General features: G+C 70.2%; 12 protein-coding genes and 1 pseudogene. 10 read left to right on the top strand and 3 right to left on the bottom strand.

The window, feature by feature from the left end:
- Positions 1-50 precede the first annotated feature (50 nt).
- Together OHN19_RS43090 and OHN19_RS43085 are read left to right on the top strand one after the other, a co-directional pair.
- Positions 51-3,317 (top strand): ABC transporter permease, encoded by a 3,267-nt coding sequence (locus OHN19_RS43090; protein WP_330269462.1) that lies wholly within the window; start codon positions 51-53, stop codon positions 3,315-3,317.
- 35 nt (positions 3,318-3,352) lie between these two features.
- A complete protein-coding gene (locus OHN19_RS43085; protein WP_330269461.1) occupies positions 3,353-6,187 on the top strand; it encodes a hypothetical protein in 2,835 nt (944 codons plus the stop codon).
- Between the two features lie 48 nt (positions 6,188-6,235).
- Here OHN19_RS43085 and OHN19_RS43080 read toward each other — a convergent pair whose 3' ends face one another.
- Positions 6,236-7,201: an ABC transporter ATP-binding protein gene (locus OHN19_RS43080; RefSeq protein ID WP_330269460.1), complete on the bottom strand. Its 966-nt coding sequence runs from the start codon at positions 7,199-7,201 to the stop codon at positions 6,236-6,238.
- Between the two features lie 437 nt (positions 7,202-7,638).
- Between OHN19_RS43080 and OHN19_RS43075 the strand changes: the two genes are divergently transcribed.
- Positions 7,639-7,800: a hypothetical protein gene (locus OHN19_RS43075; protein ID WP_330269459.1), complete on the top strand. Its 162-nt coding sequence runs from the start codon at positions 7,639-7,641 to the stop codon at positions 7,798-7,800.
- A gap of 142 nt (positions 7,801-7,942) precedes the next feature.
- On the opposite strand, the gene OHN19_RS43070 is transcribed toward OHN19_RS43075, so the two are convergent.
- The gene (locus tag OHN19_RS43070; RefSeq protein WP_330269852.1) at positions 7,943-8,416 is read right to left on the bottom strand and encodes a VOC family protein; all 474 of its coding nucleotides are present in this window, start codon (positions 8,414-8,416) and stop codon (positions 7,943-7,945) included.
- Positions 8,417-8,438: 22 nt separating this feature from the next.
- Here OHN19_RS43070 and OHN19_RS43065 point away from each other — a divergent pair, with 22 nt between their 5' ends.
- Entirely contained in the window at positions 8,439-9,356 is a 918-nt protein-coding gene (locus tag OHN19_RS43065; protein WP_330265381.1) for an IS5 family transposase, read from the top strand.
- On the opposite strand, the gene OHN19_RS43060 is transcribed toward OHN19_RS43065, so the two are convergent.
- On the bottom strand, positions 9,313-9,849 hold the full coding sequence (locus tag OHN19_RS43060; RefSeq protein WP_330265380.1) for a hypothetical protein: 537 nt from the start codon (positions 9,847-9,849) through the stop codon (positions 9,313-9,315). The two genes, OHN19_RS43065 and OHN19_RS43060, sit on opposite strands and share 44 nt — an antisense overlap.
- A 263-nt stretch (positions 9,850-10,112) precedes the next feature.
- Between OHN19_RS43060 and OHN19_RS43055 the strand changes: the two genes are divergently transcribed.
- From OHN19_RS43055 to OHN19_RS43030, 6 genes and pseudogenes are all read left to right on the top strand, one after another.
- Entirely contained in the window at positions 10,113-11,585 is a 1,473-nt protein-coding gene (locus OHN19_RS43055) for a non-reducing end alpha-L-arabinofuranosidase family hydrolase (protein ID WP_330269458.1), read from the top strand.
- 141 nt (positions 11,586-11,726) lie between these two features.
- Entirely contained in the window at positions 11,727-12,350 is a 624-nt protein-coding gene (locus OHN19_RS43050) for a hypothetical protein (RefSeq protein ID WP_330269457.1), read from the top strand.
- 455 nt (positions 12,351-12,805) lie between these two features.
- Positions 12,806-13,426: pseudogene (locus tag OHN19_RS43045) on the top strand (chitinase); the annotation flags it as partial.
- Positions 13,427-13,467: 41 nt separating this feature from the next.
- On the top strand, positions 13,468-14,769 hold the full coding sequence (locus tag OHN19_RS43040) for a ThuA domain-containing protein (RefSeq protein WP_330269851.1): 1,302 nt from the start codon (positions 13,468-13,470) through the stop codon (positions 14,767-14,769).
- A gap of 214 nt (positions 14,770-14,983) precedes the next feature.
- On the top strand, positions 14,984-15,754 hold the full coding sequence (locus OHN19_RS43035) for an NPP1 family protein (protein WP_330269456.1): 771 nt from the start codon (positions 14,984-14,986) through the stop codon (positions 15,752-15,754).
- A gap of 205 nt (positions 15,755-15,959) precedes the next feature.
- Positions 15,960-16,892 (top strand): L,D-transpeptidase, encoded by a 933-nt coding sequence (locus OHN19_RS43030; protein WP_330269455.1) that lies wholly within the window; start codon positions 15,960-15,962, stop codon positions 16,890-16,892.
- Positions 16,893-16,910 lie beyond the last annotated feature (18 nt).

Genomic DNA, 16,910 nt, shown 5'->3' with positions numbered 1-16,910 from the left:
CGCGGCGACACCCGCAAGTTCCGCGCCCGCCCCGGCAGCGGCTTCCCGTCGTGGTCAGGCAGGCCACGCAGCACGGGTTGGTGTGGGTCGCCGTCACGCTGACCGTGCTCCTGTGTGCGACGGCGCTGGCCGCGCTCGCGGCGCTGGCAGGGAGTTCGGTGCAGGCCGGGGCCGTGCGGCGACTGGCCGCCGACCTCGACGCGCAGGTGAGCGTGAGCGCGTCCTTCCGGGCGCAGGGAATGGCCACCGCCGACCGGGACGTGCGGGCCGCCGCCGCTCGGGTGTTCGCCGGGGTGCCGCAGCGGACGTATGTGGGACTGCTGGGCGTGTCGCCGGTCTCAGTGGCAGGGATCGACGGCGCGGGGCCGCCGCGAGGTCCCGGAGCAAACGGGCTGCACCCGGTCGCGGTACAAGCGGCGGGCAGGTTCGGGCAGTTGCTGGCCGGGCGATGGCCCGCCGGCACGGCCGACGCCCCGGCCGGCGCGTTCACTTCGCTTCCCGATGTGCAGGTCGCCACCGGCTCCACAGCCCCGGTCGAGACGGCTGTGCCCGAGGCGCTGGCCGGACGCCTGGACGTCAAGCCCGGTTCCGCCCTCCAGGTCCAGGACGCCTTCGGGCGCGCCATGACCCTGCGGATCACCGGCGTGTTCCGGGCGAGAGATGCCGTCGGGTTCTGGCCCGCGATGGCCGGCGACCTGGCCCAGGGGCAGACCGCCGACCAGCGCCTGCTGGTGGTCTCGGCATCCGCTCTCAACGGCAGCGCCGTCCTGAACGGCCAGTTGACGGCCCACTGGAGTGTGCAGCCGGACTTCTCGCGGATCGACGCGGGCAGACTTCCCGGGTTGCACGACCGGCTGCGCGGCTTCTCCGGCAGCAAGAGCCGCATCTCGGTGTTCCGCGGGCGGGAGCCGTCGCTTGACGGCCTGGCGGTGAGTTCCGGTCTGCCGGGAGCGATCGAGGACCTGACGGTGCCGATGGTGGCGGCGCGGTCCTCTCTGTACCTGCCGAGCGTGATGCTGGCGGCACTCGCCCTGGCCACCATGGTGCTGGCCGCGCGTCAGTTGACCGTACGGCGCAGCGGTGAGCTGGCTCTCCAACGGGCCAGAGGCGCCGGCACCCCGCGGTTGCTGCGCGGCGCGGCCGCCGAGTGGGCACTGACCGGCGTCCCGGCCGCCCTCGCGGCCCCCTTCCTGGCCGGGCTGCTGCATCCCGGCGGCCGGGGCACCGGCACGTGGGCGGCGGTGGGCCTGACCCTGCTGGTGCACGCTGCGGCGGTGCTGCTGCCCGTGCTGCCGTCGGCGCGGTCCAAGCCGTCCCGCGGCGCACGGGCCGCCGCCGCCCAACGGCTCGGCGTGGACCTGGCGTTGCTGGTCATCGCGACCCTGGGGTACCTGGAACTGCGGCGGCACCACTCGCTGATCGCCGGCCTGGGCACCGGCAGCGCGTCCGCGGACCCGGTGCTGGTTCTGGTCCCGGCTCTGGTGGCCGGCGCAGCCGCGCTCCTGCTGTTACGGCTGCTGCCGCTGACCGCACGTCTGCTGGACGTGTTCGCCCGTCGCAGCCGGGGCCTCGTCCTCGCGCTGGCCGGCTGGCAGGTGAGCCGGCGGGCCGCACGCAACGCGGGACCGGTGGCGCTGATGTGCCTGGCCGTGTCCGTGAGCACGTTCGCCACCACGGCACTGGCCTGCCTGGGCGGCCTGACGTGGGAACAGGCCGCGTTCACCGTCGGCGCCGACGTGCGGATCTCTTCGTCCGGAGCCGACACTTACCCCTCCTCCGTACTGGGCACGGCCTATCGCGGCCTGCCGGCGGTGACCGCCGTGACACCGGTGACCCAGTCGCTCGTGACCCTGCCCGGCGGCGCCAACGCGGAGCTGGTCGGCACGATCGGCGGACCCGCTCCCCGCACCCCGTCGCCGGTCACCTTCGGCATACCGCTTCCGGGGCGTCCGACCGCGCTGCTCGTGGAGGAACGGCTGACCAGCGACGGCAGCCGTGCGGCACCGAGCCTGGAACTGACCGTGCAGGACGCGTCAGGCGTGGTCAGCACCGTGCCTACCCGTCTGCCCACCGCCGATGGAGCCCGGCACACCGTCGTGGTCCCCCTGGACGTGCCGCTGAGCGGTGCGCACCGCCGGGACTATCCGCTGACGGTGACCGCTGTCAGCGTCCTGCCGCAGCCCGAGGTGCGTCCCGCGCGGCTGGACCTGGAAGTGTTCCGTGTCGGCGCGCGCGGCGCGGCCGACACCTGGGTCACCCGGCTGCCCGGCGGGCAGGTCTGGGCCGACGGCACGGACCACGCGGCCGAGGCCACCGCGGGCGCGTGCCGAGGAAAGCTCACCGGCAGCTACGGCCCCGGCACCCCCGGAGTGTGTTCGATCGCTCCCGCCGGTTCCGGAATCCTCCGGACCACCATCAGCACCGGCATCCGCGCCTCCCAGGCCACCGACGACGTGATGGGCGGCCTGTCCACCGAGGACTACGACACCCGGCCCACCAGCCGGGTGCGGCTGGTGGCGGGCCCGTCCGGCCCGCCCGCACCGCTGCCGGTGCGCGCCGACGCCTCCACGCTGAACAAGGCCGGCCTGGACGTGGGCAGCACCACCACGCTGGAACTGGGCGGCGCCAGTGTGGCCGCCAAGGTGGTGGGCCGAGTGGACTCGCTGCCCGGACTGGGCCGCGGTCAGGGGCATCTGATCGCCGACCAGCGGCAACTCGCCGCCGCCATGACGCGGGCCGGCGCCGACCCGCCGGAGCCGGCGTTCTGGTGGCTCAGCAGCACCGACAGCGCGCGTACGGCCGCCGCGGCCGAGGAGCAGCCCGCGCTGGGCCGGGTCACCACCACGGAACGCACCGCCGCGTCCCTGCGGGCCGACCCGTTCCGCAGCGGGCTGCGCCGGGTGCTCGAACTCGTCCGGTATCTGGCCCCTGGCTTCGCGGTCGTCGCCTTCACCGTGCACGCCGTGGTCTCGACCCGGCAGCGCCGCAAGGAGTTCGCATTGCTGCGGGCGATCGGCGTCCGCGCCGGACACCTGTCCACGCTGCTGGGCGCCGAGCAACTGGGTCTGACGCTGTTCGCGGTGGTCCCGGGGGCGCTCCTGGGCGTGGCCCTGGCATCGGCGGTACTGCCCCTGGTCACCGTGGACGACAGCGGGAAGGCCCCCTACCCCCCGCTGCCGCTGGTCGTCCCCTGGGGCGTGGTGGCACTGACGGCGGTGGCGACCGCCTGCGCCATCAGCGCGGTCGTGCTGGCCCTGGCCCGCCTGCTGGCGCGGGTGAACCTGGTACGTGTACTGCGAGCGGGGGAGGACCGTTGAGCCGGGCGGCCGGACACGACCGACGAGAGCGGACCGTGACGCGACCCGTGCGCGCGGGCGCGGCGGTGACGCGGCGCCTGATACGCAAGGAGGCGCGCGGCGATCTGCCGCTGCTGGCCTGTCTGACGGTGGTGGTCCTCGTCGTGACGGCGCTGTGCGCCTGGATCCCCGCCTACGCGGGCGGCCAGGAGGACCAGGCACTGCGCCAACGCGTCGGCGCCACGCAGAGCCAAGCGCCCCTGATCAGCCTGAGCACCACACCCGAGATCTTCGACACCGTGCCGCCCGCGCTGGACACGGCCTCCCTGCTCGACGCCGGCGACACCCTCACCGAGCACCTCAGCGGATCCGCCGCGCGGCACCTGAGCCTCACCGGCGGCAGCTACGACTACGGCCAGGCGTCCCTGATCTCACCGCGGACGCCCGGACCGGCCGACACCAGCACCCGGCTGACGGCCGGTTACCTGCCGTCCGCACGGACTCACCTGCGCTACGTCAGCGGCCACGCGCCGGCCGATCACACACCGCTCGGCAGCGCCCCGCAGATCGGCTTGTCGCAGGCCACCGCGCAGGCGCTCGGCGTCCGGGCCGGCAGCCGGCTGACCCTGGAGTTCGCCAAGACGCTCGGGGTGCAAGACGCCCCGCCCCGGGCGCAGTTGCAGGTGAGCGGGGTCTTCCGCGCGAGGGCCGGGAGCGACGACTTCTGGACCGGCCGCGAGACACTGGACCAGCCCGCACGCTACCCGGCCGAGCGCTCTGCCGGCACGGTCCTCGCCGTCCATGGCCTCCTCGGCCTCGACGCCGCCGACCTGCTGGCCGGCGCCGGAGTGGGCGGCCCACGAGTGACCTGGCAGCTGCACGCCGACCTGTCCGGCGCGGCGCTCGACCGCGCCCACGCTCTGACCGGGCCCCTGTCCCACTACAGCGCGGACCTCAGCGACGCCCTGTGCCAGGGAGTTGACCCGATCACCAGCGACATCAGCTGCCACATCAGAGGCCAGGCCACCGGCCCCCTGCTGGTGACCGACTCCCTGACCCCGCTGCTCGACGCCTTCACCGCGCAGGACCAACAGGCAAGAGACCTGGCGACGTTCGCCGTGGACGCGCTGGCCGCGGTCGCACTGGCCACCGTAACCGTCGCCGTACGACTGCTGCTGCGCCGAAGGCAGGCACACCTGCGGTTGCAGCGCGCGCGGGGCGCGTCCACCACGCGGCTGGTACTGCTGCGGTGCGCCGTGGCCTGGCCGGTGGTACTGATCGCCGCACTGCTCGGCTGGACGGCCGGAGTCACCCTCGCTCCCACCGGCACCTCCGGATCGCCGCAACCCATGACCGCGGCACTCGCCGCGGCGGTGGTGGCGCTGACGGTGCCGCTGATGACCTGGCACGCGGTCCGCGAGCCGCGCAGGCCCGCCCGGCTACGGCGCAGACGCCGCACCCTCGCCGCCGGCCGTCGTGTGGTCCTGGAACTGACGGTGCTGACGACGGCGGCGGCGGGCGTGATCGCCCTGCGCGGTCAGGGGCCGGACGGGATGCTGGGTGTGGTGCCGGTGCTGGTCGCGCTGACCGTCGTACTCGTTCTGCTGCGGCTCTACCCGCTATTGCTGCGCCCCGTGCTGCGGCAGACCCGGCGGGGCCGGGGAGCGGTGGCCTTCATCGGAACCGCACGGGCCGCCCAGGACGCCCCGGCGACCGGACTGGCCCTGTTCGTCCTGGTACTGACCCTGGGCACGGCCGTGTTCGGCGGCCTCGTGCAGCAGACCATCGACGACGGGCTGGCCACGGGTGCGGCCTGGACCACCGGCGCCGACGCGAGCGCGAAGGTGGCCGGGACGGTGGCCCCCGCACCGGGGGCAGCACCCACCGGCATACGGACCGCTGTCCAGCACCTGTACACCCTCCAGTTGGCAGGACAGACCGAGGGCACGGTGGTCCCTCAGGTTGCCGTGATCACCGTAGATCCCCGGCAACTGGTCGCCGTAGCCCCGGCGTCGCCGCTGGCCCGCGCCCTGCTGTCCCGGCTGGCCACCCCGAAGGAAGACCGGGCCGGTGCGAACGCCCCGCTCCCGTCCTTCCTCTCACCCAGCCTGCGGGCGAGCGAGCGCACCGGCGGCTTCACCACGACGATCGTCCCCAACGGCCGGCCCCCGAAAGACCTGACCTTCAAGCCGGTCGGCACCCTCACCACCGGACAACTGCGGGACCCCCTTCTCGGCCCGGTCACCGCCCAGATCGCTGCCGGGACGCCGATGCTGATCACCACAGCCAGAGCCGGTCAGTTGATCGCTCGGCAGGCCTCCGGGAGCACCGTCCTGCTCCTCAAGGACGACGGCCCCACCACCGCCCGGCCCGCAGCCTTGCGGTCGGCGGCGGCCAAAGCCCTCGGACCGACAGCCCGCATCCACATCCGCTCCCAGACGCTGAGCGCCCTGCGCGCGGACGGCCTGACACAGGGGCTCGGCGCGATCTACACCACCAGCTGTGTCCTGGCCGCCCTGTTGGGCCTGCTCGCACTCGTCCTGGAACTGACCCTCACCTCCCACGAACGCAGCCGCACCACCTCGTTCCTGCGCACGCTCGGTCTCGACGCCAAGCAGGCCGGGGCGCTGCACTTCCTGCAACTTCTGCCGCTGGCCCTCGCCTCGGCAGCGGGCGGCACACTGCTCGGGCTGCTCGAACCACGGCTCATGGCGCGGACCCTGGACCTGCGCCAGTTCACCGGCGGCCCGGCCCAGCCCGCGCTGCGCACCGACTACTCACTCACCATCGCCCTCGTCGCCGGAGTGACGACGCTGATCCTGGCCGCCGCGCTCACCGAGACCGTCCTCGCCCGCCGACGCGGACTGGGAGGGGTACTGCGCCTCGTGTGAAGGCTCGGCACGCGCAGGAGGCCCGCAGGCGCCCCCGCTTTGTGCCTGTCAGTGCTGGGGGCCGCCGCCCGCTGCCTCCTGCGCGTCGGACCTCGCCCGCCGCGCGGCCTCGTCGGGCCACACCCCGACATGGTCGCTCTCCAGCACCAACCGCACGCGCTTGCGCAGGTGCAGACGCTCGGTGAACTCGCCCGGCAGCTGGAGCCGGCCACTGGCGTCCAGCACCGCGTACTCCTCAGCGGTGAGCACCTGAACGCCGTCCTCGCCGGCGGCGACCCGGCGCAGCACCTCGGTCGAGGTGCGGCCGTTGCGGATCCCCACCGTGCGCTGCACCTGCTCGGACACCAGCGCGTCGTGAGTGACCACGACCACGGTGACCCCCAGCTCCTCGTTCGCCTGACGCAACGCCGCGAAGACCTCGTCGCTGGTGGCCGTGTCGAGTTCGCCGGTGGGTTCGTCGGCGAGCAGCACCCGCGGCTCGTTGGCGTTGGCGACAGCGATGGCGACCCGCTGCTGCTCGCCGCCGGAGAGCGTGTCGGGGGTGCGGTCACGGCAGTGGCCGACGGACAACAGGTCGAGCAGTTCCTCGGCCCGGGCCCGGCGCATAGAGCGCTTGATCCCGGTGTACGTCATCGGAAGCATCACGTTCTCGGCCGCCGAGAGGTAGGGAAGCAGATTGCGGGAGGTCTGCTGCCACACGAAGCCCACACTGCCGCGCCGGTACCTGAGCCGCTCGCGGCGCTTCATCGCCAACAGATCGTGTCCGGCGACCTCGGCGGCCCCCGCGGTGGGCACGTCCTGGCCGGAGAGTATGCCCAGCAGGGTGGACTTGCCGGAGCCGGAGGCCCCGATCACCGCGACCATCTCGCCCTGCGCCACAGTCAAGTCGAGACCCTGGAGGGCCTGCACTTCGACGCCCTCGGTCTGGTAGATCCGCACCAGGTTCTCGCACACGACCGTCCCCGCCTCACGCTGCGGAGCGTCTGCTAAGGCCCGTCGCCGCAGCTCGTCCAAGTCCCGCCCCTCAGAAGGCTGTTCGCGAGCTGGCACACGGTCCCCCGAGAAGGTGAGGTCTACGGACAACGCTGTCGAAGCGCCGCCAGGATAATCCGGAAGTCTGTACGAGGGTGAGATCCACCAGGTAGGCAGCGTGCCCGCGTGCCGGCCTGTCAGGCCAATGTCGGCGGGCACCCGGAAATATTGCCCCAGGGGGAGATCGCCGCGGCATCCGCCACATCGTCGACAGCAGTGCGAAGTGGCGGGCCCTAGCTGCAGATTGCTCACCCTGGGAGAAGGTCAACGAGAGGGTTCCCGACCGGCAAGGGCCGCTGCCCACACCCGGTGATGCTGGTGGTCGACGCCGGTCGGTCAAGGCCGCCTGCACCGTCGGGAGGGAAAGCCGCAGCTACGACGCCCACGAAAATGATCAACGGCCTTAGGTGACACATCACGTGGACTCGCTCGGCCTGCTGGTGCTGAGCACGGTGACGCCCGCGACCCACCATGCCAAGGACGTGGTCGTGCTGCCCTGCTGCTGGGTCGTCGAACGCAGCCGTGCCTGGATGATGGCCGTCCGCCGCGCGAGAGACTGCGAACGGCTCTCCCGGATCTAGGTCAGCGACGCCGTGGATTTCAGTAGCCCCAGGAGCCAGACGCGGTGAAGAGAGGATAGGCATGCTAGGGAGGCCGAGGGATCTGACCCCCTTGCTGACGAAGTCGCGCAGGTCACCCTTGGCGGCACACCTCACGGCATCGTCACGGCCAGACGTTGGCTTGTGCTCGGAAAGTGGCCGGGTCGCTCTCCACCGGGAGTACGCACATCAAATGACCGCCGGGCACGCGCAACACTCGGCACTCCTGCCACTGCGAAACCTGCTCAGCGCCCAGAGCGACCAAGCGCGTGGTTTCCGCCTCGACGTCGTCGGTCTCGATGTCCAAGTGGAGGCGAGGTGCATCGTCGACCGCTTGGACTGCCATGATCAGCCCCGGCACGGCCTGGTGGAGTGTAGTGAACTCTGGTGCAGGCGGAAACGGCTGGGCAGTGACACCGAGAGCCGCTGACCAAAAGTCCGCCGCCTTGTCAGCCTCAGCAACGGGTGTGTCGATCAGAAGCTGTTGTCTTTTCGATCTTGGGAGACGCGCGTCGAACGGGGGTCCCGATCGGGTGGTCGCGGGGCGCGAGGCGCATACGAACAGGACCTCCTGAACAGCTCGTTGGTGTCGAATCACCGAGCAGCAGCAGGAGGCCCTGGTGCAGCAGTCTTGCGTGCCGATGGCCGGGCAGTCCAGCGCGGTCACCTGGGAGTGTGACTGTCTGGCTCACCGGTTCGGAAACGCCGCCGACAACGGGACGCGGCAGCCGCGCTACCCGACGGACATGACGGACGCGGAGTGGGCCCGGGTCCTGCCGCTGCTGCCGGTGCCGGGCTGGATGCGTGGCCGGGGCGGCCGGCCGGAGGCGTACTGTCACCGCACCATGCTCGATGCGATCCGGTATCTCGTGGACAACGGGATCAAATGGCGTGCGATGCCCGCCGACTTCCCACCGTGGGACCGCATCTACGCATTCTTCCGCCGCTGGCGCGACAACGCCCTGGTCAAGGAGTTCCACGACCGGTTGCGCGCGAGGGTCCGCGAGGAGCTGGGACGGGACACGCAGCCGACAGCCGGAGTGATCGACTCGCAGTCCGTCAAGGCGGACGCCGTCGTCGGCACGGACAGCCGCGGCTTCGACGGCGGCAAGCTCGTCAACGGCCGCAAGCGGCACGTCGTGGTCGACACCCTCGGCCTGCTGCTGGGCGTGATGGTCACCGCCGCGGATGTCGGCGACCGCACCGCCGCGAAGGTCCTGCTTGAGCAGGTGGCCGAGGCACACCATCGCCTGGCCCTCGTCTGGGCCGACGGCGGCTACACCGGCAGCCTCGTCGAGTACTGCCTGGCCACGTTCGCCCTGGTCCTGACGATCGTCAAACGCAGCGACGACCAGAAGGGGTTCGTGGTCCTGCCCAAGCGGTGGATCGTCGAGCGCCTCTTCGCCCACCTGATGCGAAGTCGCCGCCTGGTGCGCGACTTCGAGCGGCGCACCACCAGCGCGGAGGCGATGGTCTACTGGTCGATGACCGGGCTCATGACCCGTCGCCTGGCCCGGTCACACCCGCAGCGAGGGTGAACCGACCCGGCTGCTGCTCGGCCAGCCAGCCGCGCGCGACCAGGCGTTTCGCTTTCGACCGCAGTGCCTCCACCCGCGCCGGCACCACGTCCATGCCGAACATGGCGGCCATCTCCTGGCAGGTCAGCGGCCCTTGATGAAGCCGGGCCCGGTCCGCGAGTGTCTTGAGGATGCGCTGGTAGTCGACCGACAGCGCCGACCAGGCCAGCCCTTGTCGCCACACCGGCACCTGCGACTTCGGCTTCGCCGCGTCCCGGAGCGCCGACTGCCCCTCCCCATCCCGCGGATCCGGGACAACCTCCGCCTCGACGGTGGCGCCGTCGTCCGGAGCCAGCACCGTGTCGACCCGCCTGCGGGCGATCGCCCACTCCTGGCATTCCAGCTCGGCCGCAGCCAGCTCGGCCTGGATGCGGTCGGCCTCCTCCCGCAGCCCGTCAACTCGACGCCGAGCGGCGAGCTCGTGCTGTTCCAGCAGTCCGACAACCGACGGCATTCGCAACCTCCCGGGGAACGACGACCTGACAGGCCACCACTCCCACGGAACCACCACTCCTATCCCCGACCAGCGGAAACGCATCGATCACGTCCGGAAAGACAACAGCTTCTCAGAAGCGAGCGACTGTTTGCAGACAGAACAGCGCCAAGCCTTGACCTCGGGACCCCGCATTTCTAGCTTGTGCCGTCGAAGGTTCTGCGAGCGGATCGAATGTTTCGAGAACCTCGCCTCTCCCCCGCCCGGCCCCAAGGAGGCCCCAGATGCGGTTACGCCGCCCTTCCACGGTCCCGCTCAGACGCCTGCTCGTCGCCCTCTCCCCACTGCTGCTCGTGGTGACCTTCCTCGGCCTCGGCGCACAGCCCGCCAGCGCGGCGACCGTGGACCCCAACGCCTCGTACGTGCTGGTCAACCGCAACAGCGGCAAGGCCCTGGACGTCTACAACATGGCCACCGGCGACGGCGCCCGCATCACCCAGTGGGCCCGGAACGACCAGAGCCAGCAGCAGTGGCAGTTCGTCGACTCCGGGGGCGGCTACTACCGCATCAAGTCCCGCCTCTCGGGCAAGGTGCTCGACCTGTACAACTGGTCCACCGCGAACGGCGGTTCCATCGTCCAGTGGGCCGACCTGAACGCCACCAACCAGCAGTGGCGCCTGGCCGACAGCCCGGACGGCTACGTGCGGTTGATCTCGCGCCACAGCAACAAGGCCCTCGAGGTACAGGGCGCCTCCACCGCCGACAACGCGAACGTGGTCCAGTACGACGACTGGGGCGGCACCAACCAGCAGTGGCAGCTCGTCAAGGTCGGCGGCGACTCCCCCGGCGCGTGCGACCTTCCGTCGGCCTACCGCTGGACGTCCACGGGCGCGCTGGCCCAGCCCAAGTCGGGGTGGGTCTCGCTCAAGGACTTCACGGTCGTCCCGTACAACGGCAAGCAGCTCGTCTACGCGACGACGCACGACACGGGGACGAAGTGGGGGTCGATGAATTTCGGCCTGTTCACCAACTGGTCGGAGATGGCTTCGGCCAGTCAGAACACGATGTCCTCGGCCACCGTCGCGCCGACTCTCTTCTACTTCGCGCCGAAGAACATCTGGGTGCTCGCCTACCAGTGGGGCGGGACCGCGTTCTCCTACCGGACGTCGAGCGACCCCACGAACCCCAACGGCTGGTCGGCGCCGCAGGTGCTGTTCTCCGGGAGCATCTCCGGCTCCGGGACGGGCCCCATCGACCAGACACTCATCGGTGACGGGACGAACATGTACCTGTTCTTCGCCGGTGACAACGGCAAGATCTACCGGGCCAGCATGCCGATCGGGAGCTTCCCGGGCAGCTTCGGCGCGACCTCCACGGTGGTCATGAGCGACACGACGAACAACCTGTTCGAAGCCCCGCAGGTCTACAAGCTGCAGGGCCAGAACCGCTACCTCATGATCGTCGAGGCGATCGGCTCGCAGGGCCGCTACTTCCGCTCGTTCACAGCCACCAGCCTCAACGGCTCGTGGACGCCGCAGGCCGCGACGGAGAGCAATCCCTTCGCCGGCAAGGCCAACAGTGGCGCCACCTGGACCAACGACATCAGCCACGGCGAACTGATCCGCACCAGCCCTGACCAGACCATGACGGTCGACCCCTGCAATCTGCAGTTGCTCTACCAGGGTCGCAGCCCCAGCTCCGGCGGCGACTACGGCCTCCTGCCCTACCGCCCGGGCCTGCTGACCCTCCAGCGCTGACCGGACGCAGCCCCCGTACAAGGCCGACCTGGGCGGGCCCGGCGAAGAGCCGGGCCCGCCCGAGTCTCCACCGCTCAGGGCGTTGTCGGTGCCGTCTGCGATGATCCCCCATGGTTCAGGGACACCACGGTGGGAGGGTTCATGTCTTTCGGCTTCAAGACGACATGGCTGGCGGTGCGCGACGTCTCGCCGGAGGAAGTGGCCGATGCCCTCGAGCTGCGGTACCGGCAGCGCCTCGACTGGGAGACCGGCACCGAACTCGCCTACGACCACGGGGTCTTCGTCGCCCGGCCCGTCCCGGAGTGGACGCTCGCCCATGGCCGGATGCACCTGCTGCACGACACCGACCCCACGTACCCGGACTTTCCCGACCGGCTGCGGGCGCTGGCCGCGCTCATCGGGGACTTCCAGTACTTCCGCACCGAACGTGTCAGCGACTACCACACATGGGTCAAGGTCGAATCCGGTGAAGTGACCCGCGCCTACTGCTACATCGGCATGACCGGTGAGGTTCCCCTGCGCCTGGGAGAACCCACCGCCATCGAGAAGGAGCTCGGCGTCGGACTGGTCGGACGGGAAGAGGTCCGGAAGAAGTGGGGAGACGCAGAATGGGACGCTTGGCACGCCGCCATGCCCACAGAGCATGAGGTGATGCGCATCGCCGCCGACTGGAGCGTCTGCCCGCCCTTGATCGAGGACGGCTCCGTCACCGCGCCCGGGATCTACGGTCTCCCACCGGGCGTCGAACCCGCACCCGCGTCCTGATGAGCCGAAGCTCGGCGGGGCGCGTTTCCGGCTACCGGCTTCGCACCGGGAAGACGGCTTCGGCACCGGGCTGGTGGCGGTCGCCGACGAGAGTCGACGGGGCCTGGTCATCCTGTACGGCTATCGCTCGCTGCCCGTACAGCCGCACCACCTCAGGTGACTCCTCGAAGGAACGCCCTCACTCCTTCGCGGCTTGCTCTGCTCCGCCTACAACTTCTCAACTCAGCACAGCCCTGGCGGACTTGCCCGGCCGCACCTCTTGACGGCCTTGGTGTAGACCTTTAGGTTCACCAGCCAGCAGCTCCTTCAGGCATGCATCCCCACCACACATATGTGAACCCGCTGGCTCACCTCTCACCGCCCGCACACGGGCGGCATCCACCCCCCACCCCTCAACGAAAGGCCCCGTCATGCAACGACTGGCCCTTCGCTGCGACGTGGCCGACACGCCTACCACTACTGTCATGAACGCGACAGGCTTGCGGTGGCTCGCGCAGGCGTTCGTCCTGAGCCACGGCCACTGCAATCCTCAGTGGGACGGCGGCCGTGCACGGACCGGCGGAGTCGATCAGCAGACCATCACCACCGTGCGCGCCAACGGCGGCGACAGCGGCAACAAGCTCGAGAGTTTCTGCTCCAGCGCCGGCGGACTGGCGACGGCGTACCAGAAGGTCATCAATGCCTGCTCGCTGAAGGCGATAGACATCGACCTCGAGGCCGACGCCTACAGCAACGGCACGGTGCAGCAACGGACCGCGGACGCCTGGGCAATCATGCCGTTCGACTTCGGCGGTGCGGGCCTGAACATCGGCACCCTCACCCAGCGTGCGGCCCAGGGGCTGAAGACGGCGCTGAAGAACGTGTACGGCTACGGCGACGACCACGAGACCGTCACCACCGCAGACTTCCGGACCATCCTCGGGTACGCCCAGGCCCACCACCTGGCACGGCTCACGTTCTGGTCCGCGAACCGCGACCGGCCCTGCCCCGGTGCCCACCCGAACGACGACACCTGCTCGGGCGTGAGTCAGAGCAACTGGCAGTTCACCAGCATCTTCGCCCGGTACACCGGGTGAACGGCACGCGAGGCGACCACGAGGAAGGGATCGGCCACAAGATGAACACCGTTAGATCCGGCGGCTCCATGCGCGCGCTGCTGCGCGTCCTGCTCCTGTTGGCCACGCTGCTGGGCCTCGCGGCCGTACCGCCCGTCGCGCAGGCCGGCACCGCCGCGACCCCGTTCAAGGTCCTCGCCCTGTACAGCGGCACCTACGACGCGGCGCACATCGACTTCGACAAGGAGGCGAACGCCTGGTTCCCGCAGCAGGCGGCGGACAACGGCTTCACCTACACGGCCAGCACCAACTGGGACCTGCTCGCCAACGGTGGGGTCAACGCCTACCAGGTCGTCCTGTTCCTGGACGATCTTCCGCAGACGTCCGCCCAACGCTCCGGTTTCGAGGCGTACATGAGGGGCGGCGGCGGCTTCCTGGGCTTCCATGTCTCGGCGTTCACGACCGACGCGGCGAGCTGGTCCTGGTACCACAACACGTTCCTCGGCTCGGGCAACTTCGCGTCCAACACGTGGGGGCCGACCGCGGTGACCCTGAAGGTGGAGGACCGCACGAGCCCCGCGACCGTGAACCTGCCGGCCACGTTCACGTCGTCGGTCAGCGAGTGGTACAGCTGGTCCAGGGATCTGCGCCAGAACCCGGACATCAAGGTCCTGGCATCGATCGACCCGAGCAGTTTTCCGGTCGGCACGGACCCCAACCAGTCCTGGTACAGCGGTTATTACCCGATCCTGTGGACCAACACGAAGTACAGGATGCTGTACGCCAACTTCGGCCACAACGCGATGAACTACACGACCAACACGCGGCTGTCGTCGACGTTCGCAAGCGCGACACAGAACCGGTTCCTGCTGGACGGGCTCAAGTGGCTGGGCGGGAGCGGCTCCACGACGCCGCCGACCGGCGACGAGATCTCCGAGACCGCCTGGTACAGCGTGCGGAACGGCGGCAACGGCACGTGCGTGGACGCCCGTTCGGCAGCGACCGCGAACGGGACGGCGATCCAGCAGTACGCCTGCAACGGCACGCTCGCGCAGCAGTACCAGTTCCGCGGCACCGACAGCGGGTACCTCCGGATCACCGCCCGCGGCGACTCCGCGCAGGTGATCGACGTGACCGACCGCTCGACGGCCGACAACGCGCCGTTGCAGCTGTGGGCCTACTCCGGCGGCACGAATCAACAATGGCAGCCGGTGCGCGAGACCAGCGGGCGCTATCACTTCGTCGTCCGGCACAGCGGCAAGTGCCTGACGGCTGCCGCGGCGGCGACTAACAGCGTCCAGCTCACCCAGCGGACCTGCGACGGCTCGGCCGCGCAGTCCTTCCAGCTCGCCGCGCAGTCCTGAGCCGCTGCGCGGCGACACAAGGGGGCCCCGGAACGGGGAGCAGTCCTCGTTCCGGGGCCGGCTGATCAGCCCACGTGCACCGATTCCACTTCAGCAAAAAACCTCCCCGAGTTTGGTGGAAAGCCCTTCCATCTCCCTCTCGGCTTGCCAGTCTCTGTCTGCACACACGCCAGATGTCATGTCCGCGATCATCATGTCGCCACGGAGACCCCCCATGCCTCGAACCACCAGCAGAACCTTCCGGATTGCCAGAGCGGCCGCGGTCACGGGGACCGGCGCCGCTCTCGCCGTCACCCTGACGGGCAGCGCCTCCGCGGGCGTGCTGCAGAACCTCCCCGAGAACGCCACCACGTTCCAGAAGTACTTCGAGCCCGTGTACGACTACGACACGGACTCCTGCTACCCGGCCGCCGCCATCGACGCGAACGGAACCCTCAACGGCGGCCTGAAGCCGACCGGTCCCGTCACCGGCCAGTGCCGCGACGGCCACCTCGACCACGCCAACACCTACTCGCGGGCCAAGTGCAACAACGGCTGGTGCGGGATCATCTACGCCAGCTACTTCGAGAAGGACGAGGCCTCCCCCGGCATCGGCCACCGTCACGACTGGGAGTGCATGGTCGTATGGGTCCAGCAGGGGGCGGACACGCCGTCGTACCTGTCGGCCTCACGGCACGGCGGCTTCAGCACACACCCCATCGCCGACGTTCCGATGAGCGGCCAACGGGTCATGGCCGTGTACCACAAGGACGGCGCCAGCACCCACGCCTTCCGCTTCGCCAAGTGGGGCGAGACGGCGGAGAACGACACCGGCGCCTGGCACCAGGAGAACCTGCTCACCTGGGACAACCTCGCCCCCAACCTGCGCACCGTCCTGAACGGCTCCGACTGGGGCAGCGCCAACCTGCCGCTCCAGGACTCCAAGTTCAACGACACGCTCAACAAGGCCAAGCCGGGCGACATCCCCTTCGACCCGTACGCATGACGTCCACGCCTTCCCCGAACGTCCTCGTCGCAGGGCGGCGCGAACCTTGGGACACGCTTTACGCGACGCATGCAACTGCCACCTACGTCTTCTCTGTCTGACAGGGAGATGGGCCCGTCAGGGCCGAGGAGCGAGCAGACCGGGGCAGTTCGTGGGACGGCGCAAGACCAGCATATGGATCGCATTCGTCACGGGTGTGACGCTGATGGGCGCGAGCGCCTGCGGCGGAGGCGGCAGCGACACGGCGGGCGGGGGCGACGCGAAGGCGTCGGCCGAGCCGAGTGCGAGCGCCTCGCCGTCACCGACGAAACCCGCGGGTCCGCCGATGCTGCTGGAGACGATCACCCCGCAGACGGGGACCACGGTCGGCGTGGCCATGCCGATCTCGGTGATCTTCACGAACCCCGTGGCGGCCAAGGCGCGGGCCACCGTCGAGAAGCACATGAAGGTGAGTGCATCCCAGCCGGTGGCCGGCGCCTGGCACTGGATGGGCGACAAGCGCGCCGACTGGCGCCCGAAGACGTACTGGCCCTCCGGTACGACGGTGAAGATCGACGCCGACATGACGGGCGTCAGCAACGGCAACGGACGCTACGGCGTGCACAGCTACACGCACACCTTCAAGATCGGTGACGACGTGCGCGCGGACGTCTCGGTGACCGGCCACACCATGAAGGTGACCCGGAACGGCACGCTGGTGCGCACCCTGTCGATCAACGCGGGCAGCGCCGAGTTCCCGACGTGGGACGGCACGATGGCCGTCATCGACAAGCAGGAGAAGGTCCACATGACCTCGTGCAGCGTCGGGATCAGCTGCGACAAGGGCAGCCCCAACTACTACGACCTCACACTCCCCTGGGACATCCACCTCACCCAGTCCGGCACCTACGTCCACTACTCGACCGGCGACCCGAACCCGGGAAGCGGCAGCGCCCGCGGCTCGCACGGCTGCGTCCACCTGTCCCTGTCGGACGCCAAGTGGTTCTACGGCCAGGTCAAGCAGGGCGACCCCGTCACCATCACCGGTTCACCGCGCGGCAAGGCCCCTGCCGACAACGGCTACGCCGACTTCAACCTGGACTGGAACCAGTGGCTCGCGGGCAGCGCCTCCGGAGAGTCGACGACCGCCGCCCTTTGACGCACGTGAGTGCTGGAA

Origin of the sequence: Streptomyces griseorubiginosus, assembly GCF_036345115.1 — a bacterium.
In the GTDB taxonomy this organism is placed as follows: domain Bacteria; phylum Actinomycetota; class Actinomycetes; order Streptomycetales; family Streptomycetaceae; genus Streptomyces; species Streptomyces griseorubiginosus_C.
This window is presented reverse-complemented; position numbering and strand designations above follow the sequence as displayed.